This is a genomic window from Erythrobacter sp. K21-9 (genome assembly GCF_055808355.1).
Window position 1 is genome coordinate 2,662,331 of the sequence record NZ_CM147866.1, and the last position, 20,798, is coordinate 2,683,128.

The 20,798-nt window shown below is 61.6% G+C and carries 21 protein-coding genes and 4 pseudogenes; 8 read left to right on the forward strand and 17 right to left on the reverse strand.

The genetic code is table 11. From position 1 onward, the window contains the following. Positions 1 to 12: 12 nt before the first annotated feature. The 10 genes from pal to hisF all read right to left on the reverse strand — a co-directional run bounded on the left by pal (position 13) and on the right by hisF (position 6,336). A complete protein-coding gene (gene pal / locus AC0L39_RS13640) occupies positions 13 to 552 on the reverse strand; it encodes a peptidoglycan-associated lipoprotein Pal (RefSeq protein WP_473258680.1) in 540 nt (179 codons plus the stop codon). A 50-nt stretch (positions 553 to 602) separates the two neighbouring features. Beyond that, a complete protein-coding gene (gene tolB, locus AC0L39_RS13645; RefSeq protein WP_473258681.1) occupies positions 603 to 2,021 on the reverse strand; it encodes a Tol-Pal system beta propeller repeat protein TolB in 1,419 nt (472 codons plus the stop codon). Continuing rightward, complete coding sequence (locus AC0L39_RS13650; protein WP_473258683.1) at positions 2,018 to 2,782, reverse strand: energy transducer TonB; 765 nt, start codon at positions 2,780 to 2,782, stop codon at positions 2,018 to 2,020. Before AC0L39_RS13650 ends, tolB begins: the two co-directional genes overlap by 4 nt. 13 nt (positions 2,783 to 2,795) lie before the next feature. After that, positions 2,796 to 3,239 carry an ExbD/TolR family protein gene (locus AC0L39_RS13655; protein WP_473258685.1) on the reverse strand — a complete coding sequence of 148 codons (444 nt, stop codon included), beginning with the start codon at positions 3,237 to 3,239 and terminating at the stop codon, positions 2,796 to 2,798. Then, positions 3,239 to 3,940, reverse strand: coding sequence for a protein TolQ (gene tolQ, locus AC0L39_RS13660; protein ID WP_473258687.1), 702 nt, complete (start codon positions 3,938 to 3,940; stop codon positions 3,239 to 3,241). The genes AC0L39_RS13655 and tolQ overlap by 1 nt, the downstream gene beginning before the upstream one ends. Further along, positions 3,937 to 4,389, reverse strand: coding sequence for a YbgC/FadM family acyl-CoA thioesterase (locus tag AC0L39_RS13665; protein ID WP_473258689.1), 453 nt, complete (start codon positions 4,387 to 4,389; stop codon positions 3,937 to 3,939). The genes tolQ and AC0L39_RS13665 overlap by 4 nt, the downstream gene beginning before the upstream one ends. Before the next feature lie 96 nt (positions 4,390 to 4,485). Continuing rightward, positions 4,486 to 4,866, reverse strand: coding sequence for a histidine triad nucleotide-binding protein (locus AC0L39_RS13670; RefSeq protein WP_473258691.1), 381 nt, complete (start codon positions 4,864 to 4,866; stop codon positions 4,486 to 4,488). A 5-nt stretch (positions 4,867 to 4,871) separates the two neighbouring features. Beyond that, positions 4,872 to 5,198, reverse strand: a complete 327-nt coding sequence (locus AC0L39_RS13675) for a cupin domain-containing protein (protein WP_473258693.1) — start codon at positions 5,196 to 5,198, stop codon at positions 4,872 to 4,874. Further along, positions 5,198 to 5,515: a phosphoribosyl-ATP diphosphatase gene (locus AC0L39_RS13680; RefSeq protein WP_473262393.1), complete on the reverse strand. Its 318-nt coding sequence runs from the start codon at positions 5,513 to 5,515 to the stop codon at positions 5,198 to 5,200. The genes AC0L39_RS13675 and AC0L39_RS13680 overlap by 1 nt, the downstream gene beginning before the upstream one ends. A 38-nt stretch (positions 5,516 to 5,553) precedes the next feature. Further along, complete coding sequence (gene hisF / locus AC0L39_RS13685) at positions 5,554 to 6,336, reverse strand: imidazole glycerol phosphate synthase subunit HisF (RefSeq protein ID WP_473258695.1); 783 nt, start codon at positions 6,334 to 6,336, stop codon at positions 5,554 to 5,556. Between the two features lie 83 nt (positions 6,337 to 6,419). Between hisF and AC0L39_RS13690 the strand changes: the two genes are divergently transcribed. Further along, positions 6,420 to 6,563, forward strand: a complete 144-nt coding sequence (locus AC0L39_RS13690) for a hypothetical protein (protein WP_473258696.1) — start codon at positions 6,420 to 6,422, stop codon at positions 6,561 to 6,563. 47 nt (positions 6,564 to 6,610) lie between these two features. Here the strand turns inward: AC0L39_RS13690 and hisA are convergent, their stop codons facing one another. The 3 genes and pseudogenes from hisA to hisB form a co-directional block, all read right to left on the reverse strand. Then, positions 6,611 to 7,339 (reverse strand): 1-(5-phosphoribosyl)-5-[(5-phosphoribosylamino)methylideneamino]imidazole-4-carboxamide isomerase, encoded by a 729-nt coding sequence (gene hisA / locus AC0L39_RS13695; RefSeq protein WP_473258697.1) that lies wholly within the window; start codon positions 7,337 to 7,339, stop codon positions 6,611 to 6,613. A gap of 25 nt (positions 7,340 to 7,364) precedes the next feature. Beyond that, positions 7,365 to 7,992: pseudogene (hisH, locus tag AC0L39_RS13700) on the reverse strand (imidazole glycerol phosphate synthase subunit HisH). Then, the gene (gene hisB / locus AC0L39_RS13705; protein WP_473258699.1) at positions 7,992 to 8,609 is read right to left on the reverse strand and encodes an imidazoleglycerol-phosphate dehydratase HisB; all 618 of its coding nucleotides are present in this window, start codon (positions 8,607 to 8,609) and stop codon (positions 7,992 to 7,994) included. Before hisB ends, hisH begins: the two are co-directional and overlap by 1 nt. Positions 8,610 to 8,747: 138 nt before the next feature. Between hisB and AC0L39_RS13710 the strand changes: the two genes are divergently transcribed. From AC0L39_RS13710 to gmk, 3 genes are all read left to right on the forward strand, one after another. Continuing rightward, complete coding sequence (locus tag AC0L39_RS13710) at positions 8,748 to 9,296, forward strand: SspB family protein (protein ID WP_473258700.1); 549 nt, start codon at positions 8,748 to 8,750, stop codon at positions 9,294 to 9,296. Between the two features lies 1 nt (position 9,297). Then, on the forward strand, positions 9,298 to 9,687 hold the full coding sequence (locus AC0L39_RS13715) for a hypothetical protein (RefSeq protein ID WP_473258702.1): 390 nt from the start codon (positions 9,298 to 9,300) through the stop codon (positions 9,685 to 9,687). Positions 9,688 to 9,773: 86 nt separating this feature from the next. Continuing rightward, on the forward strand, positions 9,774 to 10,421 hold the full coding sequence (gmk, locus tag AC0L39_RS13720) for a guanylate kinase (protein ID WP_473258704.1): 648 nt from the start codon (positions 9,774 to 9,776) through the stop codon (positions 10,419 to 10,421). Positions 10,422 to 10,440: 19 nt separating this feature from the next. Here the strand turns inward: gmk and AC0L39_RS13725 are convergent, their stop codons facing one another. From AC0L39_RS13725 to AC0L39_RS13740, 4 genes and pseudogenes are all read right to left on the reverse strand, one after another. After that, positions 10,441 to 11,943 carry a spinster family MFS transporter gene (locus AC0L39_RS13725; RefSeq protein ID WP_473258706.1) on the reverse strand — a complete coding sequence of 501 codons (1,503 nt, stop codon included), beginning with the start codon at positions 11,941 to 11,943 and terminating at the stop codon, positions 10,441 to 10,443. Positions 11,944 to 12,243: 300 nt separating this feature from the next. Then, positions 12,244 to 13,047, reverse strand: coding sequence for an SDR family oxidoreductase (locus AC0L39_RS13730; protein WP_473258708.1), 804 nt, complete (start codon positions 13,045 to 13,047; stop codon positions 12,244 to 12,246). Positions 13,048 to 13,049: 2 nt separating this feature from the next. Further along, positions 13,050 to 14,189, reverse strand: a complete 1,140-nt coding sequence (locus tag AC0L39_RS13735) for an acyl-CoA dehydrogenase family protein (RefSeq protein ID WP_473258710.1) — start codon at positions 14,187 to 14,189, stop codon at positions 13,050 to 13,052. An 86-nt stretch (positions 14,190 to 14,275) separates the two neighbouring features. Beyond that, a pseudogene (locus AC0L39_RS13740) lies at positions 14,276 to 15,470 on the reverse strand (acyl-CoA dehydrogenase family protein). A gap of 234 nt (positions 15,471 to 15,704) precedes the next feature. Between AC0L39_RS13740 and AC0L39_RS13745 the strand changes: the two are divergent. From AC0L39_RS13745 to AC0L39_RS13760, 4 genes and pseudogenes are all read left to right on the forward strand, one after another. Next, on the forward strand, positions 15,705 to 17,138 hold the full coding sequence (locus AC0L39_RS13745; protein ID WP_473258711.1) for an MFS transporter: 1,434 nt from the start codon (positions 15,705 to 15,707) through the stop codon (positions 17,136 to 17,138). Between the two features lie 96 nt (positions 17,139 to 17,234). Then, positions 17,235 to 18,574, forward strand: a pseudogene (locus AC0L39_RS13750) (acyl-CoA dehydrogenase family protein). 31 nt (positions 18,575 to 18,605) lie between these two features. Next, positions 18,606 to 19,695: pseudogene (locus AC0L39_RS13755) on the forward strand (Zn-dependent alcohol dehydrogenase). Further along, on the forward strand, positions 19,695 to 20,795 hold the full coding sequence (locus tag AC0L39_RS13760; protein WP_473258713.1) for a phosphotransferase family protein: 1,101 nt from the start codon (positions 19,695 to 19,697) through the stop codon (positions 20,793 to 20,795). Before AC0L39_RS13755 ends, AC0L39_RS13760 begins: the two are co-directional and overlap by 1 nt. Positions 20,796 to 20,798: the final 3 nt, after the last annotated feature.

Consider the following 20,798-nt stretch of genomic DNA (forward strand, 5'->3'; position numbering starts at 1 on the left):
GCCGATCCCCGATCAGTTGATAATGACGCTGGCCGCACGGCGGTTCTGCGCCCACGCCGCTTCGTTCGAGGCAAGCGCAACCGGGCGCTCCTTGCCGAAGCTGACCGTGCGGATACGGTCGGCGGTCACGCCCAGACTGACGAGATAATTCTTGGCCGCATTGGCGCGGCGTTCACCCAGTGCGAGGTTGTATTCACGCGTTCCGCGTTCATCGGCGTGGCCTTCAACAGTGAAGGTCAGCTGCGGGAAACGCGCAAAATACTGCGCCTGGGATTGGAGAGCGGCGGCATCGGCGCTGTCGATATTGAAGCGATCGGTGTCGAAATAGATCGTGGTCGATGACCCGACTGCATTTTCGAAATGCTGCTGCGTGCCAAGCACCGGTCCGCTTGGCGTCGGCGTGGCGGTTGCAACCGGCTCTTCCTCGCTCGCTTGCGCGGGCGGAAGCTGTTCCGGCGGCTTTTTCTGGCACGCGGCAAGCGCGGTAGCCGAAGCGACAAGCAGGATAGTGGCCCGAAACGGACCTTTCGTGATCGCATTCATAGTGGTCATCCTTTCAGTTCGGGGGCGACCCTCAAGGGTTCTATTGTAATTAAACGCGCTCAGGGCCGGATCGGTCCCCAAGCCGGGTCGGATGCATCGACCGGAGTTGGTAGCCGGCGCTCATTGCGCCCGGTCAGGTCGACCTGCCAAAGGCCCGACCGCCCGGTGTTCCGCTCAGTCCGGAAGAACTGGATGATCCGGCCGTTGGGAGCCCAGGTCGGCGCCTCGTCCTGCCAACCGCTGGTCAAAACGCGCAAGCTCCGCCCGGCAGGTGACATCACCGCTACGTTGAAGTCGCCGGCTATGCGCGTGAAGGCGATCTGGTCGCCGCGCGGGCTCCATTCCGGCGTGGCGCAGCGACCGCCGAAGAAGGTGATGCGCCGCTGGTTCGACCCGTCTGCATTCATAACATAGCATTGCTGCGAGCCGGAGCGATCGCTTTCGAAAACGATCTTCGATCCGTCGGGCGAATACGATCCGCCAATGTCGATCCCCGGCGTATCGGTCAGCCGCACGCTGCGCCCGCCCGATACCGGCACGCGGTAAATGTCGGTATTGCCGGCAACCGACATCGAATAAAGGATCGAGCGGCCATCGGGCGACCAGCGCGGCGCGAGCGTGGGGTTGCTGTTCTCGGTCACCAGCTGCTGCTTTCCACTGCCAATGTCGTAGACATAGATGCGCGGATTTCCGTCGACATAGGACAGGTACATGATCTTCGAATAATCGGGCGAGTAGCGCGGCGTCAGCGCGGTGGCACTGCCCAGCGTAAGGAAGCGGTGGTTTGCCCCGTCGCTGTCCATCACCGCCAGCCGCTTCACGCGCCGATCCTTCGGTCCGGTCTCGGCGATATAGGCGATGCGGCTGTCGAAGAACGGGCTTTCGCCCGTCAGGCGTGCATAGATGAGGTCGCTGCATTTGTGCGCCGCGCGCCGCCAGTCCGCCGGGCGCACGACCCAGCCTTCGCGGATGAGCTCGTCCTGAAGCGCGACATCGTAGAGATAACAGCCGACCACCAGCCGATCATCGCTGCGTGCGCGAACATAGCCGTGGACCAGCATCTCCGCCCCGCGACCGCTCCAGCTGCTCCAGCTTGGCGCGGTGATCTGGCCAAAGCTTGGCTGCGGCAGGCTATCCGGGCCGACGGGCTTGAACAGGCCATTGTTGCGCAGGTTCGCGGTGATGATGCGCGCCACTTCGCGGCCCAATGCCTCGGTGCCGTTGGCATTGGCGGGCGTGGGCTGATCGCGGTCGACCGCGAAGGCCGGAATGGCGACGCCAATATCGGACCAGTCGCTTTCATCGGTAACGGTGAAGGTCAGGCCTCCGTCGTCCGCCTGCTCGCCCGAAGCCTCGACTCCGGTGGTTTCTACCGTGCCGCCTTCTCCCAGCGGCTCGCCAAGGTCTTCGCTTTGCGCGAGAGCCGCGCTTGAGAAGGTGGCGGTGAACAGCGAAAGGGCAACAAGGGCAGTTTTCATCGTGACAGGTTCCTATCGAAGCGTGCGCCGCGGATCGACTTCCACGCATTGTAATATTCGTCGGGCAGGTCGAATGGTGCGGCGAGTTGCACCGCACGGATCGCGCGCTCGGCATGGAGTGATTTTTGCGCTCGGTTGGAGGCGTTCTCGCCGCTCTGGCGCAGCGCGCGCGGGCGGCCCTTGAGCGATCCATCTTCATTGAGATCGAACGCCAGCTCTGTGACCAGCAATTCGGCATCGACGCCGCTGGGCGCGTTCCAGTGCGGCCTGATCTGGCGCACGATGGCCTGGATGATCGAGGCCTTCGCACTCGCCCCTATCTGCGAGGCGGGAATACGGGTTTCGTCGGTGGTCGTCGAGCTTCCGCTACCGGGCAGGAAATCGTCGCCGATGCGGCTTCCGCCGCCGCTGGCCGCGGTTCGCTCAGGCGCGGGACTTGGAGGTGCGCTCGCCGTGCGGGTGGTGGAGACTGGGGGCGGCGGAGGCGTATCGGGTGTAGCCTCGGGCGCATCCTGCGTATCCGGGCCAAGCTCCTCGCCCAGCACCGGCGCAATTGCCGCGCGGCTTTCGGGTACCGGATCAGGCGCGGTCGCCTCAAGCCCGATATCGGTCGCAAGGCTCACCGTTATGCGCTCCGGGATGATCGCCGTCTCATCGCGCACCGGCTGCAGGACGAGTATTGCAAGCACGCCGACATGCAGCGCAATCGCGACCGGGATTGCAACTCGGTCTTCGCTTCGCAAAAGAGCAGTCTCTCCCATACTCAGCCCTTGGCTATGGCTCCGCGCCTGAACCGCTGGTGACCAGCGAGATCGAAGTAAAGCCTGCGCGGTTCAGCTCGCCAAGCACAGCCATCGTCCGGCCGTATTCGACCGCGCGGTCGCCGCGAAACACGATCACTGGCTGCTGTCCGTCCGTCCCGCGGTCGATCTGAGCAAGCGCATCGGGGAAGCCGCCCACCGGCACGGCTTCGTTTTCGATATAGATGATCCCGTCGCCATCGACCGAAATCGTGATCTGCTCCGGCGTCTGATCCACCGGATTGGCGCGGCTATCGGGCAACTCGATCGGCACGCCCACGGCCAAAAGCGGCGCGGTGACCATAAAGATGATGAGCAGCACCAGCATCACATCCACGAACGGCGTGACATTGATCTCCGCCATGGGCGCGCGCCGCGACCGGCGGCTGGAGCGGGACGAGGCGAGGCTCATCGCCATCAGGTTTTGTCCAGTTCCCTGCTCAGCCCCGCATGGACCTTGTCTGCGAAACGTTGCAACTTTGCTTCGTAGCGGTTCACGCGGTTCGAAAAGCGGTTGTAGGCGATGACTGCCGGGATGGCCGCAAACAGGCCGATGGCGGTCGCAAATAGCGCCTCGGAAATACCGGGAGCGACCACGGCGAGCGAGGAGCTTTCCTGCGCGCCGATCTGGAAAAAGCTGTTCATGATGCCCCACACCGTCCCGAACAGACCAACAAACGGCGCAACCGATCCGGTTGTGGCGAGAAAGTTGAGCCGCGTTGCCAACTCGTCGGCTTCCTCGGCGACCTGACTTTCCATCGCTGCGCCGATCCGGTCGCGCGCTGCGCCCCGGTCGACCGCCGCATTCGCGGTCGACTTTTTCCATTCATCCAGCCCGGCAGCGGCGACCCGTGCGGCGGGCACTTCGCGGCGCTGCTGCTTGGTCAGCACCGCATCCCGGTCGCGCGTTTCCCAGAAATCGATCTGGTATTCGCTCGAGCGCCCTTCCAACCGCCCGATCCGCATGCTGAATGCGACGATAATCGTCCACACCCAGATACTCGCGATGATCAGACCGGCCATCACCGCCTGCACGACGATATCGGCGTCGAGAAACAATTCGAGCGGGTCGAGCCGGGTGGATGGCACCGCAGCCAGAATTTCGAGCGAAATGGTCATTGAGCCCCTTGGTCCATGAAAGTTTGAAATGCATCGCGCCACGGCGCCGGCTGGCGGCGCGGACGCCCCTCGAGCGAAATGAACCCGACCCGCAAATCCGCCTCGCACAGCGCCTCATCGCCCCGGCGCGCAATCTGGTGCATCCGGCAACTCGCCGCGCCCAGATCGGTGCAAGTAGTCTCGATCACCACATCGTCATCAAGCTTTGCCGGGCGCAGGTATTTGAGGTTTATCTCGGACACCGCATAGGCGCCCTCGCCCGCCTCGATTGCCGCGCGCTGATCGATGTCGAGCAAGCGCAGCAGGTCGGAACGTGCGCGCTCGAACCAGCGCAGGTAGTTCGCGTGATAGGTGATCCCCGAAAGGTCCGTATCCTCGTAATAGACCCGCACCGCATAGAGGTGCTGCGGTCCATTGAGGACACCGCCCGGGGGAGTTGGGTCAACCATTGCAACGGCACCTAGCGCAGTGAGGATTCACTGAAAAGCGGCGTTTGCGGTTAGTCACATGAATGATGCTGAAACGAGTCTCGCACGCGACGAAACTCACCTCTTGCAGATCATCGGGCCGAGCGGCTCCCCGCCGAAGATATGTACGTGGAGGTGCGGGACTTCCTGCCCGCCATGCGCGCCGATATTGGCCATCAGCCGGCAACCCGGAGCGACCAGACCCTTCATCCGCGCGACCTCACCGACCGCGCGCACGAAGCCGCCGATTTCGGCATCCGATGCCTTGGCGGAGAAATCGTCCCAGCTGACATACTTGCCCTTGGGGATCACAAGCGTGTGAACTTCGGCTTGCGGATTGATGTCTTCGAACGCAAAGGCCCACTCGTCCTCATAGACCTTATTCGAAGGAATCTCCCCGCGCAGGATCTTCGCGAAGATGTTGTCGTCATCATAGGGAAGCGTCGGGTCGATCGGCACGGGGTTTACTCCTGTTCTCCGCCTTCTGGTCCCCAGAACAGCACCTGGACCAGTCCATCGCGGGAAATCTCATCGAACTGATGCTCGACGCCCGCCTCGACGAAAATTCCGTCGCCCGGGCCGAAGCTGCGGGTGTCGCCAGCCTTCGTGAACCGTCCTTCGCCGCGCACGATGATATAGAGCTCGTCCTGCGAATGCGGCTCTTGCACGTTCGGAATATTCGGCTTGTAGACCATCATGCGGAAGGTGCCGTGCCGGGCGACATATTCGCCGGGGTTCTCCTCGAAGTCCGACCGGGTGACGAGCCAGTCCTTGCGTAGGTCGCGCGCCATCAGTCCGCCGACCTCGCGGCTTTTTCTTCCAGCCCCGATAGACCCTCGCGCCGGTCGAGTTCGCCGAGCACGTGCTCGAACGACACGCCCTTGGCATCGAGCAGCACAAGCAGGTGGAAGATCAGGTCGGCGCTTTCGCCGACCAGTTCTTCATTGCTGCCGGAAACCGCTGCGATGACCGCTTCGGTCGCTTCCTCGCCCAGCTTCTGGGCGATTTTCGAAAGGCCTTTCGCGTTGAGCGCGGCAACGTAGCTTTCGTCCGGAGACGCAGCCCGGCGCGCTGCGATGGTTTCCTCGAGGCGTTCAAGCGTGTTCATAATAAGCTTGTCCTTCATCCCCCGCGCGCAGGCAAGCCTCATATCCCTCGGGCCGGGAGGCCAGCATCTCGCAGGGCCTTGTGCGCATCGCTGATCGAGTGCTCGCCAAAATGAAATATCGAGGCGGCGAGCACGGCGCTGGCATGGCCTTCGCGCACCCCTTCGATAAGGTGATCGAGGGTACCCACCCCGCCGCTGGCAATCACCGGAATGCTGACCGCATCGGCAATCGTGCGGGTGAGTTCGAGATCGTAGCCTGCCTTGGTCCCATCGCCGTCCATGCTGGTCACGAGCAACTCGCCTGCGCCCAGCTGAGCCATTCTTGTCGCATGTTCGACGGCATCGATCCCCGTCGGCTGACGCCCGCCATGAGTGAAGATTTCCCACTTCGGCGCTGCCTCGCCGGTGGTCGGCACGACCCGGCGCGCATCGACGCTGGCGACAACGCACTGGCTGCCGAATTTCGCGGCGATCTCCGACACCAGTTCGGGTCGCTTCACCGCCGCTGAGTTCACCGCAACCTTGTCCGCGCCAGCGAGCAACAACGCGCGCGCATCCTCGACCGAAGCGACGCCGCCGCCGACCGTTACCGGCATGAAGCAAACCTCTGCCGTGCGCTTTACAATATCGAGCAGCGTTCCGCGTCCTTCGTGCGTGGCGGAAATGTCCAGAAAGCACAGCTCGTCCGCGCCCGCCTCATCATAGGCGCGCGCCTGCTCGACCGGATCGCCCGCATCTTTCAGATCGACGAAATTGACGCCCTTGACCACGCGCCCATCGGCGACGTCGAGGCAGGGTATGACGCGAATGCGGACGGTCATGCGCTCCGCCCCATGATAATAAGGGAAAGCCAGAGCATTAGAACCGTCATGCCGCATAGAAGGAGAATGGTGGACCAGAATATATGCGGGTCACCATCCCGCGTTATGAACCCATCGTTTTGGTTCTGCCAAAAATCGATGGCGAACATTGCAAAAGCTATAGCCCAGAGAAGGGCGGCGAGCGGAGCGGCCCGAAGACCTACGGCGCCCGCAACGGCAAAAATTGAGAAGGCCGCGAACCGGATTGGCCGCTTCTTCACTCGATCAACTTGCCTCATACCCGCGCGCCCATCGCAATCGCCGCCGCAAGATCGAGCCGCCCTTCATACAGCGCGCGGCCTGTTATCACGCCTTCAATACCCTCGTGCGCGTTGAGCGACAGAATGTGGATGTCGTCCAGACCCTTCACGCCGCCGCTCGCGATCACGGGAATATCGACGCGTTGTGCGAGCTCAACCGTCGCGTCGATATTCACGCCTTTCAGCAATCCGTCGCGCCCGATGTCTGTGAAGAGCAACGCAGCGACGCCCGCATCCTCGAACCGTCGGGCGAGGTCGACCACGGGCACGTCGGACACTTCCGCCCAGCCCTCGGTCGCGACCATGCCGTCCTTTGCGTCCACCGCAACGACGATGCCGCCTTCCCATTCGCGCGCCATTTCCTTGACGAATTCGGGGTTCTTGAGCGCCGCAGAGCCCATCACCACGCGCGCCACGCCAAGGTTGAACCATCCCTCGACCGCCGCCGCATCACGGATACCGCCGCCGAGTTGGACGTAGCCGGGGAATTTCTCGACGATGGCTTCGACCGCCCCGCGATTTTCGGTGCGTCCGGCGAAGCTGCCGTCGAGATCGACGACATGCAAGTGCTCAGCTCCGGCCTCGGCAAAGATCATCGCCTGCGCCGCAGGGTCGTCGCCGTATATGGTGGCGCGGTCCATGTCGCCTTCGGAAAGACGCACGACTTCGCCGCCCTTGAGGTCGATAGCGGGGAATACGATCATGTTGAGCCTTCCGAACACCGGTCCATCACGGATTCCATTCCAGAAAGCGCGCGAGCGTTTCGAGGCCGTAAGCCTGGCTCTTTTCGGGATGGAACTGGACGCCCGCAATATTGCCGCGTGTAACCGCTGCGACCAGGCCTTCGCCGTGATCGGTCATGGCGGCGATGTGGTAGGGATCATCGGCAACGAGGTGATAGGAATGCAGGAAATACGCCTCCCCTTCCTCGATCAATGCGTGCCCGCGCGCATGGGGTAGCATCGCGACGTCATTCCAGCCCATATGCGGCACCTTTATCGCCGGATCGCGCGGCTCGATCAGGCGAACCTCGCCCGGTATCCAGCCAAGACCTCGCGTAATGCCGTGCTCGAGCCCGCGTGTCGCCAACAGCTGCATCCCGACACAAATGCCGAGAAATGGCGCACCGCCCATTTCCACCCGCTCGGTCAGGGATCTCGACCATGCCGGACACGCCTTTCAATCCTGCGGCGCACGCCTTGAACGAACCCACACCGGGCAGCACGATGCGGTCGGCTCTGCGAACGACATCCGGGTCGGCAGTGACGGAGACGTGTGCTCCGACCGCTTTGAGCGCGTTGTGGACCGAGTGGAGGTTGCCCGCGCCGTAATCGATAAGGGCGGTGGTCTGCGCCATCAGCCGCCAAGCTGCCCTTTGGTGCTCGGGATCGCGCCGCCCTTGCGCGGGTCACGCTCGACAGCGATCCGCATCGCGCGCGCAAAGCCCTTGTAGATGCTCTCGCAGATATGATGGTTGTTCGAGCCGTATAGCAGCTCGATATGCAGCGTGATCCCCGCAGTCTGCGCGACCGAGTGGAACCAGTGCTCGATAAGCTCGGTGTCCCATTCGCCCAGCTTTTCCTGAGTGAAGCCCGCTTTCCACACCACGTAAGGCCGCCCGGAAATGTCGAGCGCGACGCGCGAGAGCGTTTCGTCCATTGGCGAATAGGCGGCGCCGTACCGCCCGATACCGGCTTTGTTACCAAGCGCCTCGGCAATCGCCTGGCCCAGCGCAATCGCCGAATCCTCGGTCGTGTGGTGCTGGTCGACATGCAGGTCACCGTCGACCTTCATCGACACATCGATCAGCGAATGCTTTGAAAACTGCTCGACCATATGATCGAGAAAACCGATCCCGGTCGATATGTCGTATGCGCCGGTGCCGTCGAGATCGACGGAAATTGCTATTCCCGTCTCGGCGGTCTTGCGCTCGATCGTGCCCGTTCGGCGGGCGTTTTCAGCGATATTGGACATGGTCAGGCGCTATAAGCCGGTCAGCGCGGAGCGCAAGTTGCACGGCGTCCACACTACGGCCCGGCCCCCCTCTAATTCTTGCCCGAAACGCCGCTAAATGCTTGACCATCGCCGCGCGCCTCGCCACGACTCTTGTGCATGAGCGAAGAAACGCCCGACAGCCTGATCCCGTACGACGAGATCGTACAGGAGGCGCTCCGCGCCGTGGTCGGCCGTGTGCTCGGTGAAATCGAGCAGGGCGGCAGCGAACTGCCCGGCAATCACCACTTCTACATCACGTTCAAAACCGGCGCACCAGGCGTTTCGATCCCGCCGCATCTGCGCGAACGCTTTCCCGACGAAATGACCATCGTGCTTCAGAACAAATTCTGGGACCTCGACGTGCGCGAAGACGGCTTTTCGGTCGGCCTTTCGTTCAACCAGATCCCGGCCAAGCTGCAAGTGCCATTTGCCGCTATCACCGCCTTCGTCGATCCGGCGGTCGATTTCGGCCTGCAGTTTCAGGCGACCGCCGGCGACATGGCCCCCGAAGGTCATGAAAATGCCGAGAATGACGAGCCCGACGATGGTCTAGGCCCCGATGATGGCGGCGATGACGATGGCTCGAACGTCGTCACCGTGGACTTCGGAAAAAGAAGTAGGCGCCGCGCGCGGAAACGCTTTCGATCTCGTGCGTTGATAGTCTGATATGAAGAAACCACGCCCGGACCGCTTTACCCGCACCCTCGCAAAGGCCGACGTTGAGGAAGAGACCCGCACGTCGCTCCTGATCCCCAGCCCCAACCCGGCAACCAACCTGCTCATCACCGATATCGTGGTGCGCGGGGCAACGACCCTGTTCCGCAAGAACATCGAGAAAAAGGTCGCCAAAGCGAGCTACAAGGATGAGGCGAAAGCTGAATCGCTTATCGACGGGCGCACGATGCTCACCTCTCTGGCGCTATACGGCGCGAGCAAGCTGGCGACCCGCTCACCGGTCGGTCTCGGCGTCGTCGCTGGAGGACTGGTCGTGAAAACACTCTACGACCGCGGTAAATCCCGCCAGATGAAGCGTAAGCGGCGCGCGCGGCGTTCATAATCGACGCACTTAACCGGCGGACAGGTCCTCACCCCCCTTGATTTAGCGCAGCGCTTTGCGGCATCGGGGTTTTCTTTGGGGAACTCATGGCCGATTTCAAAACTATCGACAAACTGCACCGGCGCGGCCTGCTGTTCATCCTGTCCTCCCCCTCGGGAGCGGGCAAGACCACCTTGTCGCGCATGCTGCTGGCCGCCGACCCCGAAATCAAGCTGTCCGTTTCCGCCACCACGCGCCCCCCGCGTCCGGGCGAAAAGGAGGGCGTGCATTATCACTTCGTCAGCGATGCGCAGTTCGATGCGATGGTGGAGGAAGACGACTTTTACGAGTGGGCCGAGGTTTTCGGCTATCGCTACGGCACTCCGAAGGGGCACATCCGCGAAGGGCTGAAAGAAGGACAGGATTACCTGTTCGACATCGACTGGCAAGGTACCCAGCAGCTTTACCAGAAGGACCAGCAGGACGTCGTCAGCGTGTTCATCCTCCCGCCAAGCCTGCCTGAATTGCGCCGCCGTCTGGAAGCGCGCGCGCAGGACACCGAAGACGTTATCGATGGCCGCATGGAACGCGCCCGCGCCGAAATCAGCCATTGGGCCGAGTACGACTACGTCGTTATCAATGACAATGTCGACGAATGTTTCGACCGCGTACGCGAAGTGCTGGACGCAGAGCGAATGCGGCGCACGCGGCAGACGGGGCTCATTCCGTTCGTGCGAGAGCTGATGGGCGGTTGAGCAGCCGCCCGCACAGCATTCAACTCGCCGCGTTGGCCACCATGTCACGTTGAAGCGTGCGGCCCGCCAGCAGGTAATGCAGTGCCGCCCATCCATAGCCGCAGACAAAAATCACAATCGACCATTGCAGGCCGCGCGCATCGGCACTGGCGCAGGCGGAAAAGCTTTCTGCTTCAACACCAGTCAAGGTCGCTTCGACCTCTGGCGCTATTGCCATCAGTGACTTGCACGCCTCCAGCGTCAGTCCCAGCCCCTCCCCTGTCAGAAACGTGGTCTTCAGAAAGGTCGAAAGGATACCGATCAATGGCGGGCCAAGCCCATAGCCGAGCAGATTGACCACAAAAAGCGTGATCGCCACCGATGTTGCGCGCATCCGGCTGTCGACCACTCCGCCTGAAACCGCATACATCGGGCCGAGGTAGAAATAATGGATCATCGCAGCGACCATCAGTGGCGGCATCGCCAGCCAAAGAGAGTCGGTGAGGAACCCGAAGGCGTAGAGCGGTACCGATGCCGCCATGCCAACCGCAGGCAGCCAGGACAGCGCCTTGGGGTGGCGTTTCGACATCTTGTCCGCCAGCCAGCCCGAGCTGAAGACGCCGATTGCCGCCATCAGGCCCAGAATAATCCCGAACAGCAACGAGGCTGTCTGGATCGAAAGACCGTGAGTGCGGATCAGGAACGAGGTAGTGAATTGCCCGACGCCGTAGCCCACGAACGAGGCCAAGGTCGCGCCTAAGACGACATGCACATAGGCGGGCTTCCTCATGAGCGCGCCGAGGGCTTCACGAAAGGAAGCCTTGGCAAGGCCCTGCAAGGCAGCCGGATCGGTGTATCCACGCGGCGGTTCCTTGATGCTGCGCCATACGATCAGCGAAAGCAGCAACCCCGGCAATCCGACCGCGACAAACGCGATGCGCCACCCTTCGACCTGCGACCAATCCAGATCGCCAAACAGGAAGCCCAGCCCGATGGAGTTGATCCAGGCACCGAAGGCTGCGCCTTCCATCCCTGCGATCTGACCGCCGAAGATTGAGGCCAGCATTCCGCCCAAGGGCACGCCCAGAGCATAGGTCGACACTGCCGTGGCGCGGCTTGCAGGCTTAAAATAGTCCGCGATGAGGGACTGCGCAGGCGGCGTGCAACCCGCCTCCCCGATGCTGACGCCAACGCGGAACAGGAATAGCATCAGGAACGACATGGCAAAGCCGCACAGCGCCGTAAACAGGCTCCATACACCGACAGCGACAGCGATGATCACAACACGATTGAAACGTTCCGCAATGCGCGCAATCGGGAGGCCGAGGAATGTGTAAAGCACCGCGAAGGCAGGTCCGCCAAGCAGCCCCATCTGCCAATCCTCAAGACCGAAACTCAGCTTGATCGGCTCGGTGAGGATATTGACGATAGTTCTGTCGATGAAATTGAAGATGTAGACGATCAGCAACGCGGTCAGGACATAAGTCCTGTAGCCGGTACGATCCGAAACCCTGAGAGGCATCGTGAATTTGCTGCGGGTCATTCACTGTCAGATCCGCGATACGACTTCTCCCAGAGCCCATGATCCATACCCGCCGAATTTCCGAGGCGTGCTGATGCGATGCTCTATTTTCTGGCTCGTATCTTCTGCGCTTTTCCAAGCCCCGTAAAGACCGCGCACAAAAGTGCTAGGCATCGAAGCAGTGCATTGGCTCTTGAGCGCACCGGACTGCGCTTGCTCGGTAACGAAAGAAACCGCGCTCGATCAACGCTGTTGATGGGCCAATAAAGAAGGCCACCGGATTGCTCCGATGGCCTCCAATTCAGGTGTTTGTGACCGGTATCAGCCAGCCGGATCGTTATATTGCCCTGGCATCAATGCGTTCACCATTCCGCCATCGACGGTCACGGTGTCGCCGACTATGTAGTCGCCCGCGCGGCTACAGAGGTAGATCGCAGCCGCAGCCATGTCTTCCTTGGTCCCGATGCGTTTTGCCGGGATCAGCGAAGCGCTGGCGTCGGGGGCGTTCTTCGCCGCCTTGTTCATCTCGCTCGCGAAAGCGCCCGGCGCGATGGAGGAGACGATGATGTTGTCCTGGATCAGGCGGGCTGCCATCCGCCGGGTCAATTGGATAACGCCCGCTTTGGAAGCCTGGTAAGCGTAGGTCTCCCACGGATTGATCCGCTGTCCATCGATTGAGGACACGTGGATCACCTTGGCCGGGTGGTCACCCTTCCCGCCTGCCACGAGCAAGTCGTGCAATTTCTGCGTAAGGAAGAACGGCGTCTTGACGTTCAGGTCCATCGTCCGGTGCCAGCCAGCCTCACTGAATTCGAGATAGGGCTGGCCCCAGGCCGCACCGGCATTGTTGATGAGAATATCAAGCTTGTCCTCGCGCGTCGCCATTTCATCGGCGAGGTGCTGGATGCCGTCCATCTGCGAAAGGTCGGCGGGGATGCCGATCACCTTTTCTTCCCCGAACTCCTTGATGGTCGCGTCCATCTGCTCGACCTTGCGGGCCGAGATGTAGACCCGCGCGCAACCCGCCGCGAGCAGGCCTTCGACGAACATTTTGCCGATGCCGCGGCTTCCGCCAGTCACGAGCGCCACGCGGTCGTCGAGGCCGAAGAGTGATTGAATATCCATGATCAGTACCCGCTCAGTTCGGCAACGCGGTTCGCATGGAAATATTCATCGCCGAGGAATTCCTGCAGAGCGCGGTCGCGCTTCATGTAGAGGCCGATATCGTATTCATCGGTCATGCCGATGCCACCATGCATCTGCACACCTTCCTTGACCGCGAGGCCTGCCGCCTTGGCGACCTTGGCTTTGGCAACCGAGCTCATCAGCTCGGCGCTTTCGGCCCCTGCATCAAGCAACTGCTGGGTCTTGATCACCACGGCGCGCGCAATTTCAACCTCGGAATAGAGATGGCTGGCGCGGTGCTGGAGCGCCTGGAACTCGCCGATCAACCTGCCGAACTGCTTGCGCTGCTTGAGGTAATCGACGGTTATGTCCATCGCCCCGCTGGCAACGCCTACGCCCTCAGCTGCCGCACCTACGCGGCCTGCTGTGAGAACCGCGTTCAGGATATCGCGACCGCCGTCGACTTCACCGATGACAGCATCGCCGTCGAGCTCGACCCCGTCGAACTTGATGTGCGAGGCCACCGAACTGTCGACGAGGCGGACCGGGTCCTGGCTCATATTGGCCGCGTCTTTCGGGACGGCGAACAGCGTGATCCCGTCCTCGTCCTCATCCGATCCGCTGGTGCGCGCGGCGACGACTATCATGTCCGCGCTCGCACCCTGGATCACGAAGCTTTTCGAGCCGGTCAGCTTGAAGCCATTGCCCGATTTCTCCGCCTTCGCCGCGATACGACTCGGGCGGTGCTTGGCGGTTTCATCGATCGCGACGGCAAACACGCTCGCGCCTTCGATCAGTCCGGGTAGGTAACGCCCGCGAAGGCCGTCGCTGCCATGCTTGAGGGCGGTTGCGGCCAGGACCGAGGAAGTCAGGAACGGTGAGGGCGTCAGGTTGCGCCCGATTTCTTCGAGCACGATACCCGCCTCGACATGACCCATGCCAAGGCCGCCATCGTCTTCACCGACAAGCATTCCGGTGAAGCCCATCTCGGCCATCTGCTTCCACAGTTCGTGACCGAATCCGTCGGGGCAATCGCGGTCGCGCCAGTGACGCAGCTGTTTCTGGATGTTGCCTTGTTCGGCCATGAAGCCGGTCGCGGTATCGGCGAGCATCGCCTGATCGTCGTCGTGATAAAGGGGCATATCGCGCCTCGTCCTCTCTCGAAAATTGTTTTCTGGGGGCCGCGCACGATGTTTCGCCGGCGGTCCCGGTTATTCGGATCGCCGGATCAGGAGCCGGGAAGCTCGAGAATGCGCTTGGAAATCACGTTGAGCATGACTTCGGAGGTGCCGCCTTCGATCGAGTTCGCTTTCGTGCGAAGCCAGTTGCGCGATGGCTTGCCGCCGCCGGTTTCCTCGCTTTCCCATTCGAGGCTGCGCGAACCGCCAGCCGACATCATCAATTCATGCCGGCGTTTGTTCAGCTCGGTTCCGACATATTTCATCATGTTGGGCTGTGCCGGGTGGGCCTTGCCGACCTTGATCTCGTCAAGGAATTTCTCGCCCATCGCGCCGTAGGCCAGCGCATCGACATCGAACATCGCCAGCTCTGCGCGCAGCACCGGATCGATCTCGTCGCCGGACTTGGCCGCGTGGCGGGTCATGGCAGCGCCGATTGCGCTGGTCCGGTCGCCGCCGCCAGCACCAGAGATCATCTCGCGCTCATGGCCCAGCAGGTATTTCGCAACGTCCCAGCCGCGGTTGATTTCACCAACATAGGCGGGGATCCCCTCGCCATAGCTCTTGGGCACCTTCACATCGTCGAAGAAGGTTTCGCAGAACGGCGAGTTGCCGCTGATGAGCTTGATCGGCTTCGTTGAGACGCCCTCGTTCTCCATGTCGAACAGCATGAAGGTGATGCCCTGGTACTTGTTTTCCTTGTCGGTGCGCACGAGGCAGAAGATCCAGTCGCACTGGTCTGCATAGGAGGTCCAGACTTTCTGGCCGTTGACGACCCAGTGATCGCCCTTGTCCTCGCCGAAGGTCTGCAGGGAGACCAGATCACTACCCGAACCCGGCTCGGAATAGCCTTGGCACCAGCGGATTTCTCCGCGCGCGATCTGGCCGAGAAAGTGCTTCTTCTGCTCTTCGGTGCCGAAGTGCAGCAGTGCCGGGCCAAGCATCCAGATGCCGAAGCTCGAAAGGGGCGGTCGGGCGTTGATGCGGCCCATTTCCTCGCGCAGCACTTTGGCCTCGGCCGGCTCAAGTCCGGCACCGCCATAGGCTTTCGGCCACGCCGGAACGGTGTAGCCCTTGGCGAGGCAGGCTTCGAACCAGGATTTTTGCGCGTCGTTCTTGAAAGTCGCGTTGCGGCTCGCCCCAATAGACGTCGTCTTCATCGCGCACCGGCTCGCGCATTTCGGGCGGGCAGTTGGCCTCAAGCCACTGGCGGGTTTCTGAGCGGAAGCTTTCTAGATCGGACATCACCGACTCTCCTGTTTGATCTCTCACTTAACGCTTACGTTATGGTAATTCGCACCGGCCCTGCAAGCGCGGAATTGGTAGCGCTGCACCCATCTCGCGATGCCGTAGCGTCATCGAGTTTACGTTGACGGGAAGCGCGATGCGCCTAGGCTTGGACCGAGTGTACGGGACAATGTTTGGGAGAGCATTTGTGAGCGGATTCGCATCGCCGGTGGCTGAAAAGGCTCGCCGCAAATGACCATTGTCCAGGGAAAGCTGCCGTTCAAGTTGAAGCTGATCCACGGCTTTGGCGCGGTTGCATTCGGTGTAAAGGATACCGGGTTCTCGTTCTTCCTGCTGCTGTTTTACAATCAGGTTCTGGGCATGGATGCGGGACTGGTCAGCCTGGCCTTGCTCATTGCGTTGCTGGTGGATGCGGTGATCGATCCGATCCTCGGCAATCTTTCAGACCGGACGTACACCCGCTGGGGCCGCAGACTTCCCTGGCTGTATGCTGCGCCAATTCCGCTGGCATTCGCATGGGTGATGATGTGGTCCCCGCCCGGCGGAGAGGCGCCCAGTTTCCTCGGCCTGCTTGGCATCGCGGTCGTCGTGCGTATTCTGCTTTCGGCTTGCGAAGTGCCTTCGGTTTCGCTGCTGCCCGAGATCACCTCTGACTATGATGAGCGCACCACCTTGTTCCGCTATCGTTACCTGTCGGGCTGGATCGGCGGCATCTCGATGATGATCCTTGCCTACACGGTATTCATGCCCGGCCCGGAGGGGTTGCTGCAGCGCGATGGCTATGTTGGCTTCGGCATTTTCGGAGCGATCCTGATGGCAATTTCGGTGCTCGGATCGGCAATCGGCCAGCACAGCCTTGTCGCCCGCCTGCCCGAGAGAAAGCCCGAACCATTCAGTCTGAAAGGCGCATTCTCGGAAATTTTCGAAGCATTCAGCGAAAAGGCGTTCCTGATCTTCGCGGCGGGCGGACTGGCCGCCTATATCAGCCAGGGCATGACGTTTTCGATCTCGAATTACGTCAACGTTTTCGTGTGGCAATTCGACCGGACCGCGCTCAATCTCTACCCGATCATTCTGTTTCAGTCGGTAGTCCTGATGTTCTTTATCGTCAGTCCGATGCACAAGCATTTCGGTAAGCCGAAAAGCGCCGTGATCGGCGCGCTAACTGCGCTGGCCTTGTTTCTGACGCCTTATGCGTTTCTGCTGCTCGGTGCGTGGCCGGCCGTTGGCACGCCGACCTCCACGGCGCTTTATTTCGCATTCCTCCTGCCCGCCAACACGATGGGGATCGTTGTGATGATTTCGGCGAGCTCAATGATCGCCGAGATCGTCGAGGCGTATCTGGAACGCACCGGCAAGCGCGCCGAAGGAGCGTTCTATTCGGGCAACTGGCTCGTCCAGAAATGCGCAACCGGCCTCGGCATTTTCCTGACCGGGCAGATTATCGCCATGTCGCAGCTATCCAACAATGCCGATCCGGGAGATGTACCATTCGAGGTCATCACGGACATCGTCCTGCTCTATGCGGGTATCTCCATCGTGCTTGCTCTTTTCGCTGCCTATTGGCTTGGCCGGTTTCCGATCCGGCGCGAGGATCACGAGGCGCGCGTTGCGGCAATGAAGGCCAGTCAGACGCCGGATCCCGACGTCCGCGCCTTCGAGTAGCCCCACAAATGAGAGCTTGGCGCGACTGGCACGCTCTGCCACGGTCCTGCCCAACAGATTCGATTGCAATTCAAGACTAGAGAGAGGATCAACCCCATGGATTTTCAGCCGACAGAACGTCAGGTCTATTGGCGCGACCAGCGTGCGCGATTTCATCGAAACCCACGTGCGCCCCAACATGGACACTTACAAAACGCAGGACGCCGAAGGTGATCGCTGGAAGGTGATCCAGATCATCGAGGACAAGAAGAAGCTCGCGAAAGAAGCGGGCATCTGGAACCTCTTCATGCCGCCGCGCAATGACAGCCATCATCATGTCGATGACACGTTCGAGTTTGACGGTCCCGGCCTTACTAACCTCGAATACGCGCTGTGCGCCGAGGAAATGGGCCGCATCGGCTGGGCAAGCGAAGTGTTCAACTGCTCTGCGCCTGATACCGGGAACATGGAGGTGTTTCACCGCTACGGTACGCGCGAGCAGAAGGAACAGTGGTTGGATCCGCTGATGAACGGCGAGATTCGCTCCGCCTTCCTCATGACCGAGCCCTACACCGCCTCTTCCGATGCGACGAACATCGAAACGCGGATCGAGCGCGACGGCGACGAATATGTCATCAACGGTACGCAAATGGTGGTCATCGGGCCTCGGCGATCCGCGCTGCAAGGTCGCGATCGTCATGGGCAAGACCGATTTCGAGGCCAAGCGTCACGCGCAGCAGAGCATGGTTCTGATGCCGATAGAGGCGCCGGGCGTGAACATCATCCGCCATCTCCCCGTCTTTGGCTATGACGATGCACCGCACGGCCATATGGAAGTCGAGATGAAAGACGTGCGCGTGCCGGTCTCCAACATGCTGCTGGGCGAAGGGCGCGGGTTCGAGATCGCACAGGGCCGCCTCGGCCCGGGCCGCATCCATCACTGCATGCGCACTATCGGCGTTGCCGAGGAAGCGCTGGCGAAAATGTGCCGCCGCCTTCAGGAACGCGAAGCTTTCGGCAAGCCGATCTACAAGCACTCGGTCTGGGAAGAGCGCGTTGCGCGCGCCCGCATCGATATCGACATGACCCGCCTGCTCTGCCTGAAAGCGGCAGACATGATGGACAAGGTCGGCAACAAATCGGCCAAGCAGGAAATCGCCATGATCAAGGTGCAGGCCCCGAACATGGCGCTGCAGATCATCGACGATGCGATCCAGGCCCACGGAGGCGGCGGCGTTTCCGAAGATTACGGTCTTGCTCAGGCCTATGCGCATCAGCGCACGCTGCGCCTTGCCGACGGTCCTGACGAAGTTCACGCGCGTTCGATTGCGCGCATGGAGTTCGGCAAGCACGTTCCCAATGAAGGTCCGACAGCCAACGCCCTGCGCGGCGATACCGGGCGCGCAGCCAATGATACGGGCGCGCTGAGTTCGGGCGATATGGGCGCGACGCGCTAAACCGCGCGCGGGGCAAGGAGAGAGGCCAGACATGGCGAAAGCAGCAATCCTGGAAACTCCGGGCGAACGGCTCGTGATCGGCGACATCGAGGTCGCCGATCCGATGCCGCATGAGGTCCTGATCGACACCAAAGCGTGCGGCCTGTGCCATTCGGACCTGCACTTCATCGACGGGCACTACCCGCACCCCTTGCCCGCGATACCGGGCCACGAGGCCGCTGGCGTCGTCCGCGCGGTGGGCAGCGAAGTGAGAACGGTGAAGCCGGGCGACCACGTCGTCTCGTGCCTCAGCGCCTTTTGCGGCACCTGCGAATTCTGCGTGACGGGACGAATGGCACTGTGTCTTGGTGGGGCGACCCGCCGCGGCAAGGGCGATGCCCCGCGCATGACGCTTGCAGGCGGTGATCCGGTCAACCAGATGCTGAACCTGTCGGCCCTATCCGAGCAGATGCTGATCCACGAGAATGCGTGTGTCGCGATCGACAAGGACATGCCGCTCGACCGGGCTGCGGTAATCGGCTGCGCGGTGACGACGGGCGCGGGCACGATCTTCAACGCCTGCAAGGTGACACCTGGCGAGACCGTGCTGGTTGTCGGCTGCGGCGGGGTTGGCCTTGCTACGGTGAACGCCGCCAAGATTGCAGGCGCGGGCAAGGTGATTGCGGTACGATCCGCTCCCCGAAAAGCGCGCGCTCGCAGAAACGCTGGGTGCGTCTCACACCGTCGATGCGATGGCAGAGGACGTGGTCCAGCAGATCATGGAGATCTCCGGCGGCGGCGTCGATTGGGGTATCGAAGCGGTCGGCCGTCAGGCCTCGGCCGATCTTGCAGTAGCTAGCCTGCGCCGAGGCGGGACGGCTGTTATTCTCGGCATGATGCCATTGGATTGCAAAGTCGGGCTCGGCGCGATGGACCTGCTCGGCGGGAAGAAGCTTATGGGCGCGATCATGGGGATGAACCACTTCCCGGTGGACCTGCCGCGGCTTGTCGATTTCTACATGCGCGGCCTGCTCGATCTCGACACGATCATCGCCGAGCGCATTGGTCTTGAAGACGTCAATGCCGGTTTCGACAAGATGCGCGAGGGGCATTCGGCGCGCAGTGTGGTGGTGTTCGACTGATGTCCGATCAGAAGAATGCAGGCGGTATGCCCGATATCGATTTCGACAAGGAAATGGTCGGCACGGTCGAAGTGCCAGAGGCGGACAAGCTCGACCTCGTCAAGCTGACCGACTGGTTCGAGTCCAATGTCGAAGGCTTCGCCGGACCGATCAGCTACACCAAGTTCAAGGGCGGCCAGTCGAACCCGACCTACAAGGTAGAGACGCCGGATGCGAATTACGTCCTGCGCCGCCAGCCGTTCGGCAAGCTGCTGCCATCGGCGCGCGCGGTCGACCGCGAATACAAGGCGATGACGGGGCTTTACCCGACCGGCTTCCCGGTCCCGCGCACCTATGGGCTGTGCGAAGACCCCGAAGTTCTCGGCTCAAAGTTTTTCGTGATGAGCATGGCCGATGGCCGGTCCTTGTGGAACGGCTCGCTGCCCGATTCCTCGCCCGATGAACGGCGCGAGATCTACCATTCGCTGATCGATACGATGGCGGAGCTTCACCTGAACCGGCCGGAGCAGATCGGCCTTGGCGATTACGGCAAGCCAACCGATTACTGCGCGCGCCAGATTGCGCGCTGGTCAAAGCAGTACAAGCTCTCTGAAACGGAGAACATGCCGGAAATGGAGCGGCTGATCGAATGGCTACCGCAAACCATTCCGCCGCAACATGAAAGCTCGGTGGTGCACGGCGATTACCGGCTCGACAATGTCATCTTCGCGCATGACGAGAACCGGATCATCGCAGTCCTCGATTGGGAGCTGTCTACGCTGGGTGATCCGATTGCCGATTTCAGCTACCTGATGCTCAACTGGTTCCAGCCTGCCGATGGCCGCGCTGGCCTGCTCGGCCTCGATCTGGCGGCGCTGGGCATCCCCTCGGTCGAGGAAGCCGTGGAGCGCTATGTCGCGCGAACCGGATATCCTGTTCCGCCGATGGACTGGTACTTCGCGTACAACCTCTTCCGGCTCGCGGGGATCATGCAAGGCATCAAGAAACGGGTGATCGACGGCACGGCCTCATCGGCCCATGCCAAGGCAATGAGCGACCGGGTGAAGCCGCTGGCCGAGCGCGCCTATGAATTCGCCCGCGCCGCCGGGATGCCCAAGTAGCGG

What these genes read in the sequence shown, in the direction of transcription:
- AC0L39_RS13650 (WP_473258683.1), bottom strand. Translation starts at nt 2,782, where the DNA reads ATGGGAGAGACTGCTCTTTTGCGAAGCGAAGACCGAGTTGCAATCCCG.
- AC0L39_RS13745 (WP_473258711.1), top strand. Translation starts at nt 15,705, where the DNA reads ATGACCATTGTCCAGGGAAAGCTGCCGTTCAAGTTGAAGCTGATCCAC.
- gmk (WP_473258704.1), top strand. Translation starts at nt 9,774, where the DNA reads ATGGCCGATTTCAAAACTATCGACAAACTGCACCGGCGCGGCCTGCTG.
- AC0L39_RS13715 (WP_473258702.1), top strand. Translation starts at nt 9,298, where the DNA reads ATGAAGAAACCACGCCCGGACCGCTTTACCCGCACCCTCGCAAAGGCC.
- pal (WP_473258680.1), bottom strand. Translation starts at nt 552, where the DNA reads ATGACCACTATGAATGCGATCACGAAAGGTCCGTTTCGGGCCACTATC.
- tolB (WP_473258681.1), bottom strand. Translation starts at nt 2,021, where the DNA reads ATGAAAACTGCCCTTGTTGCCCTTTCGCTGTTCACCGCCACCTTCTCA.
- AC0L39_RS13690 (WP_473258696.1), top strand. Translation starts at nt 6,420, where the DNA reads ATGCGGGTCACCATCCCGCGTTATGAACCCATCGTTTTGGTTCTGCCA.
- hisF (WP_473258695.1), bottom strand. Translation starts at nt 6,336, where the DNA reads ATGACCGTCCGCATTCGCGTCATACCCTGCCTCGACGTCGCCGATGGG.
- AC0L39_RS13760 (WP_473258713.1), top strand. Translation starts at nt 19,695, where the DNA reads ATGTCCGATCAGAAGAATGCAGGCGGTATGCCCGATATCGATTTCGAC.
- tolQ (WP_473258687.1), bottom strand. Translation starts at nt 3,940, where the DNA reads ATGACCATTTCGCTCGAAATTCTGGCTGCGGTGCCATCCACCCGGCTC.
- AC0L39_RS13655 (WP_473258685.1), bottom strand. Translation starts at nt 3,239, where the DNA reads ATGGCGATGAGCCTCGCCTCGTCCCGCTCCAGCCGCCGGTCGCGGCGC.
- AC0L39_RS13665 (WP_473258689.1), bottom strand. Translation starts at nt 4,389, where the DNA reads ATGGTTGACCCAACTCCCCCGGGCGGTGTCCTCAATGGACCGCAGCAC.
- AC0L39_RS13680 (WP_473262393.1), bottom strand. Translation starts at nt 5,515, where the DNA reads ATGAACACGCTTGAACGCCTCGAGGAAACCATCGCAGCGCGCCGGGCT.
- hisB (WP_473258699.1), bottom strand. Translation starts at nt 8,609, where the DNA reads ATGTCCAATATCGCTGAAAACGCCCGCCGAACGGGCACGATCGAGCGC.
- AC0L39_RS13725 (WP_473258706.1), bottom strand. Translation starts at nt 11,943, where the DNA reads ATGACCCGCAGCAAATTCACGATGCCTCTCAGGGTTTCGGATCGTACC.
- AC0L39_RS13730 (WP_473258708.1), bottom strand. Translation starts at nt 13,047, where the DNA reads ATGGATATTCAATCACTCTTCGGCCTCGACGACCGCGTGGCGCTCGTG.
- AC0L39_RS13675 (WP_473258693.1), bottom strand. Translation starts at nt 5,198, where the DNA reads ATGGCGCGCGACCTACGCAAGGACTGGCTCGTCACCCGGTCGGACTTC.
- AC0L39_RS13735 (WP_473258710.1), bottom strand. Translation starts at nt 14,189, where the DNA reads ATGCCCCTTTATCACGACGACGATCAGGCGATGCTCGCCGATACCGCG.
- AC0L39_RS13710 (WP_473258700.1), top strand. Translation starts at nt 8,748, where the DNA reads ATGAGCGAAGAAACGCCCGACAGCCTGATCCCGTACGACGAGATCGTA.
- hisA (WP_473258697.1), bottom strand. Translation starts at nt 7,339, where the DNA reads ATGATCGTATTCCCCGCTATCGACCTCAAGGGCGGCGAAGTCGTGCGT.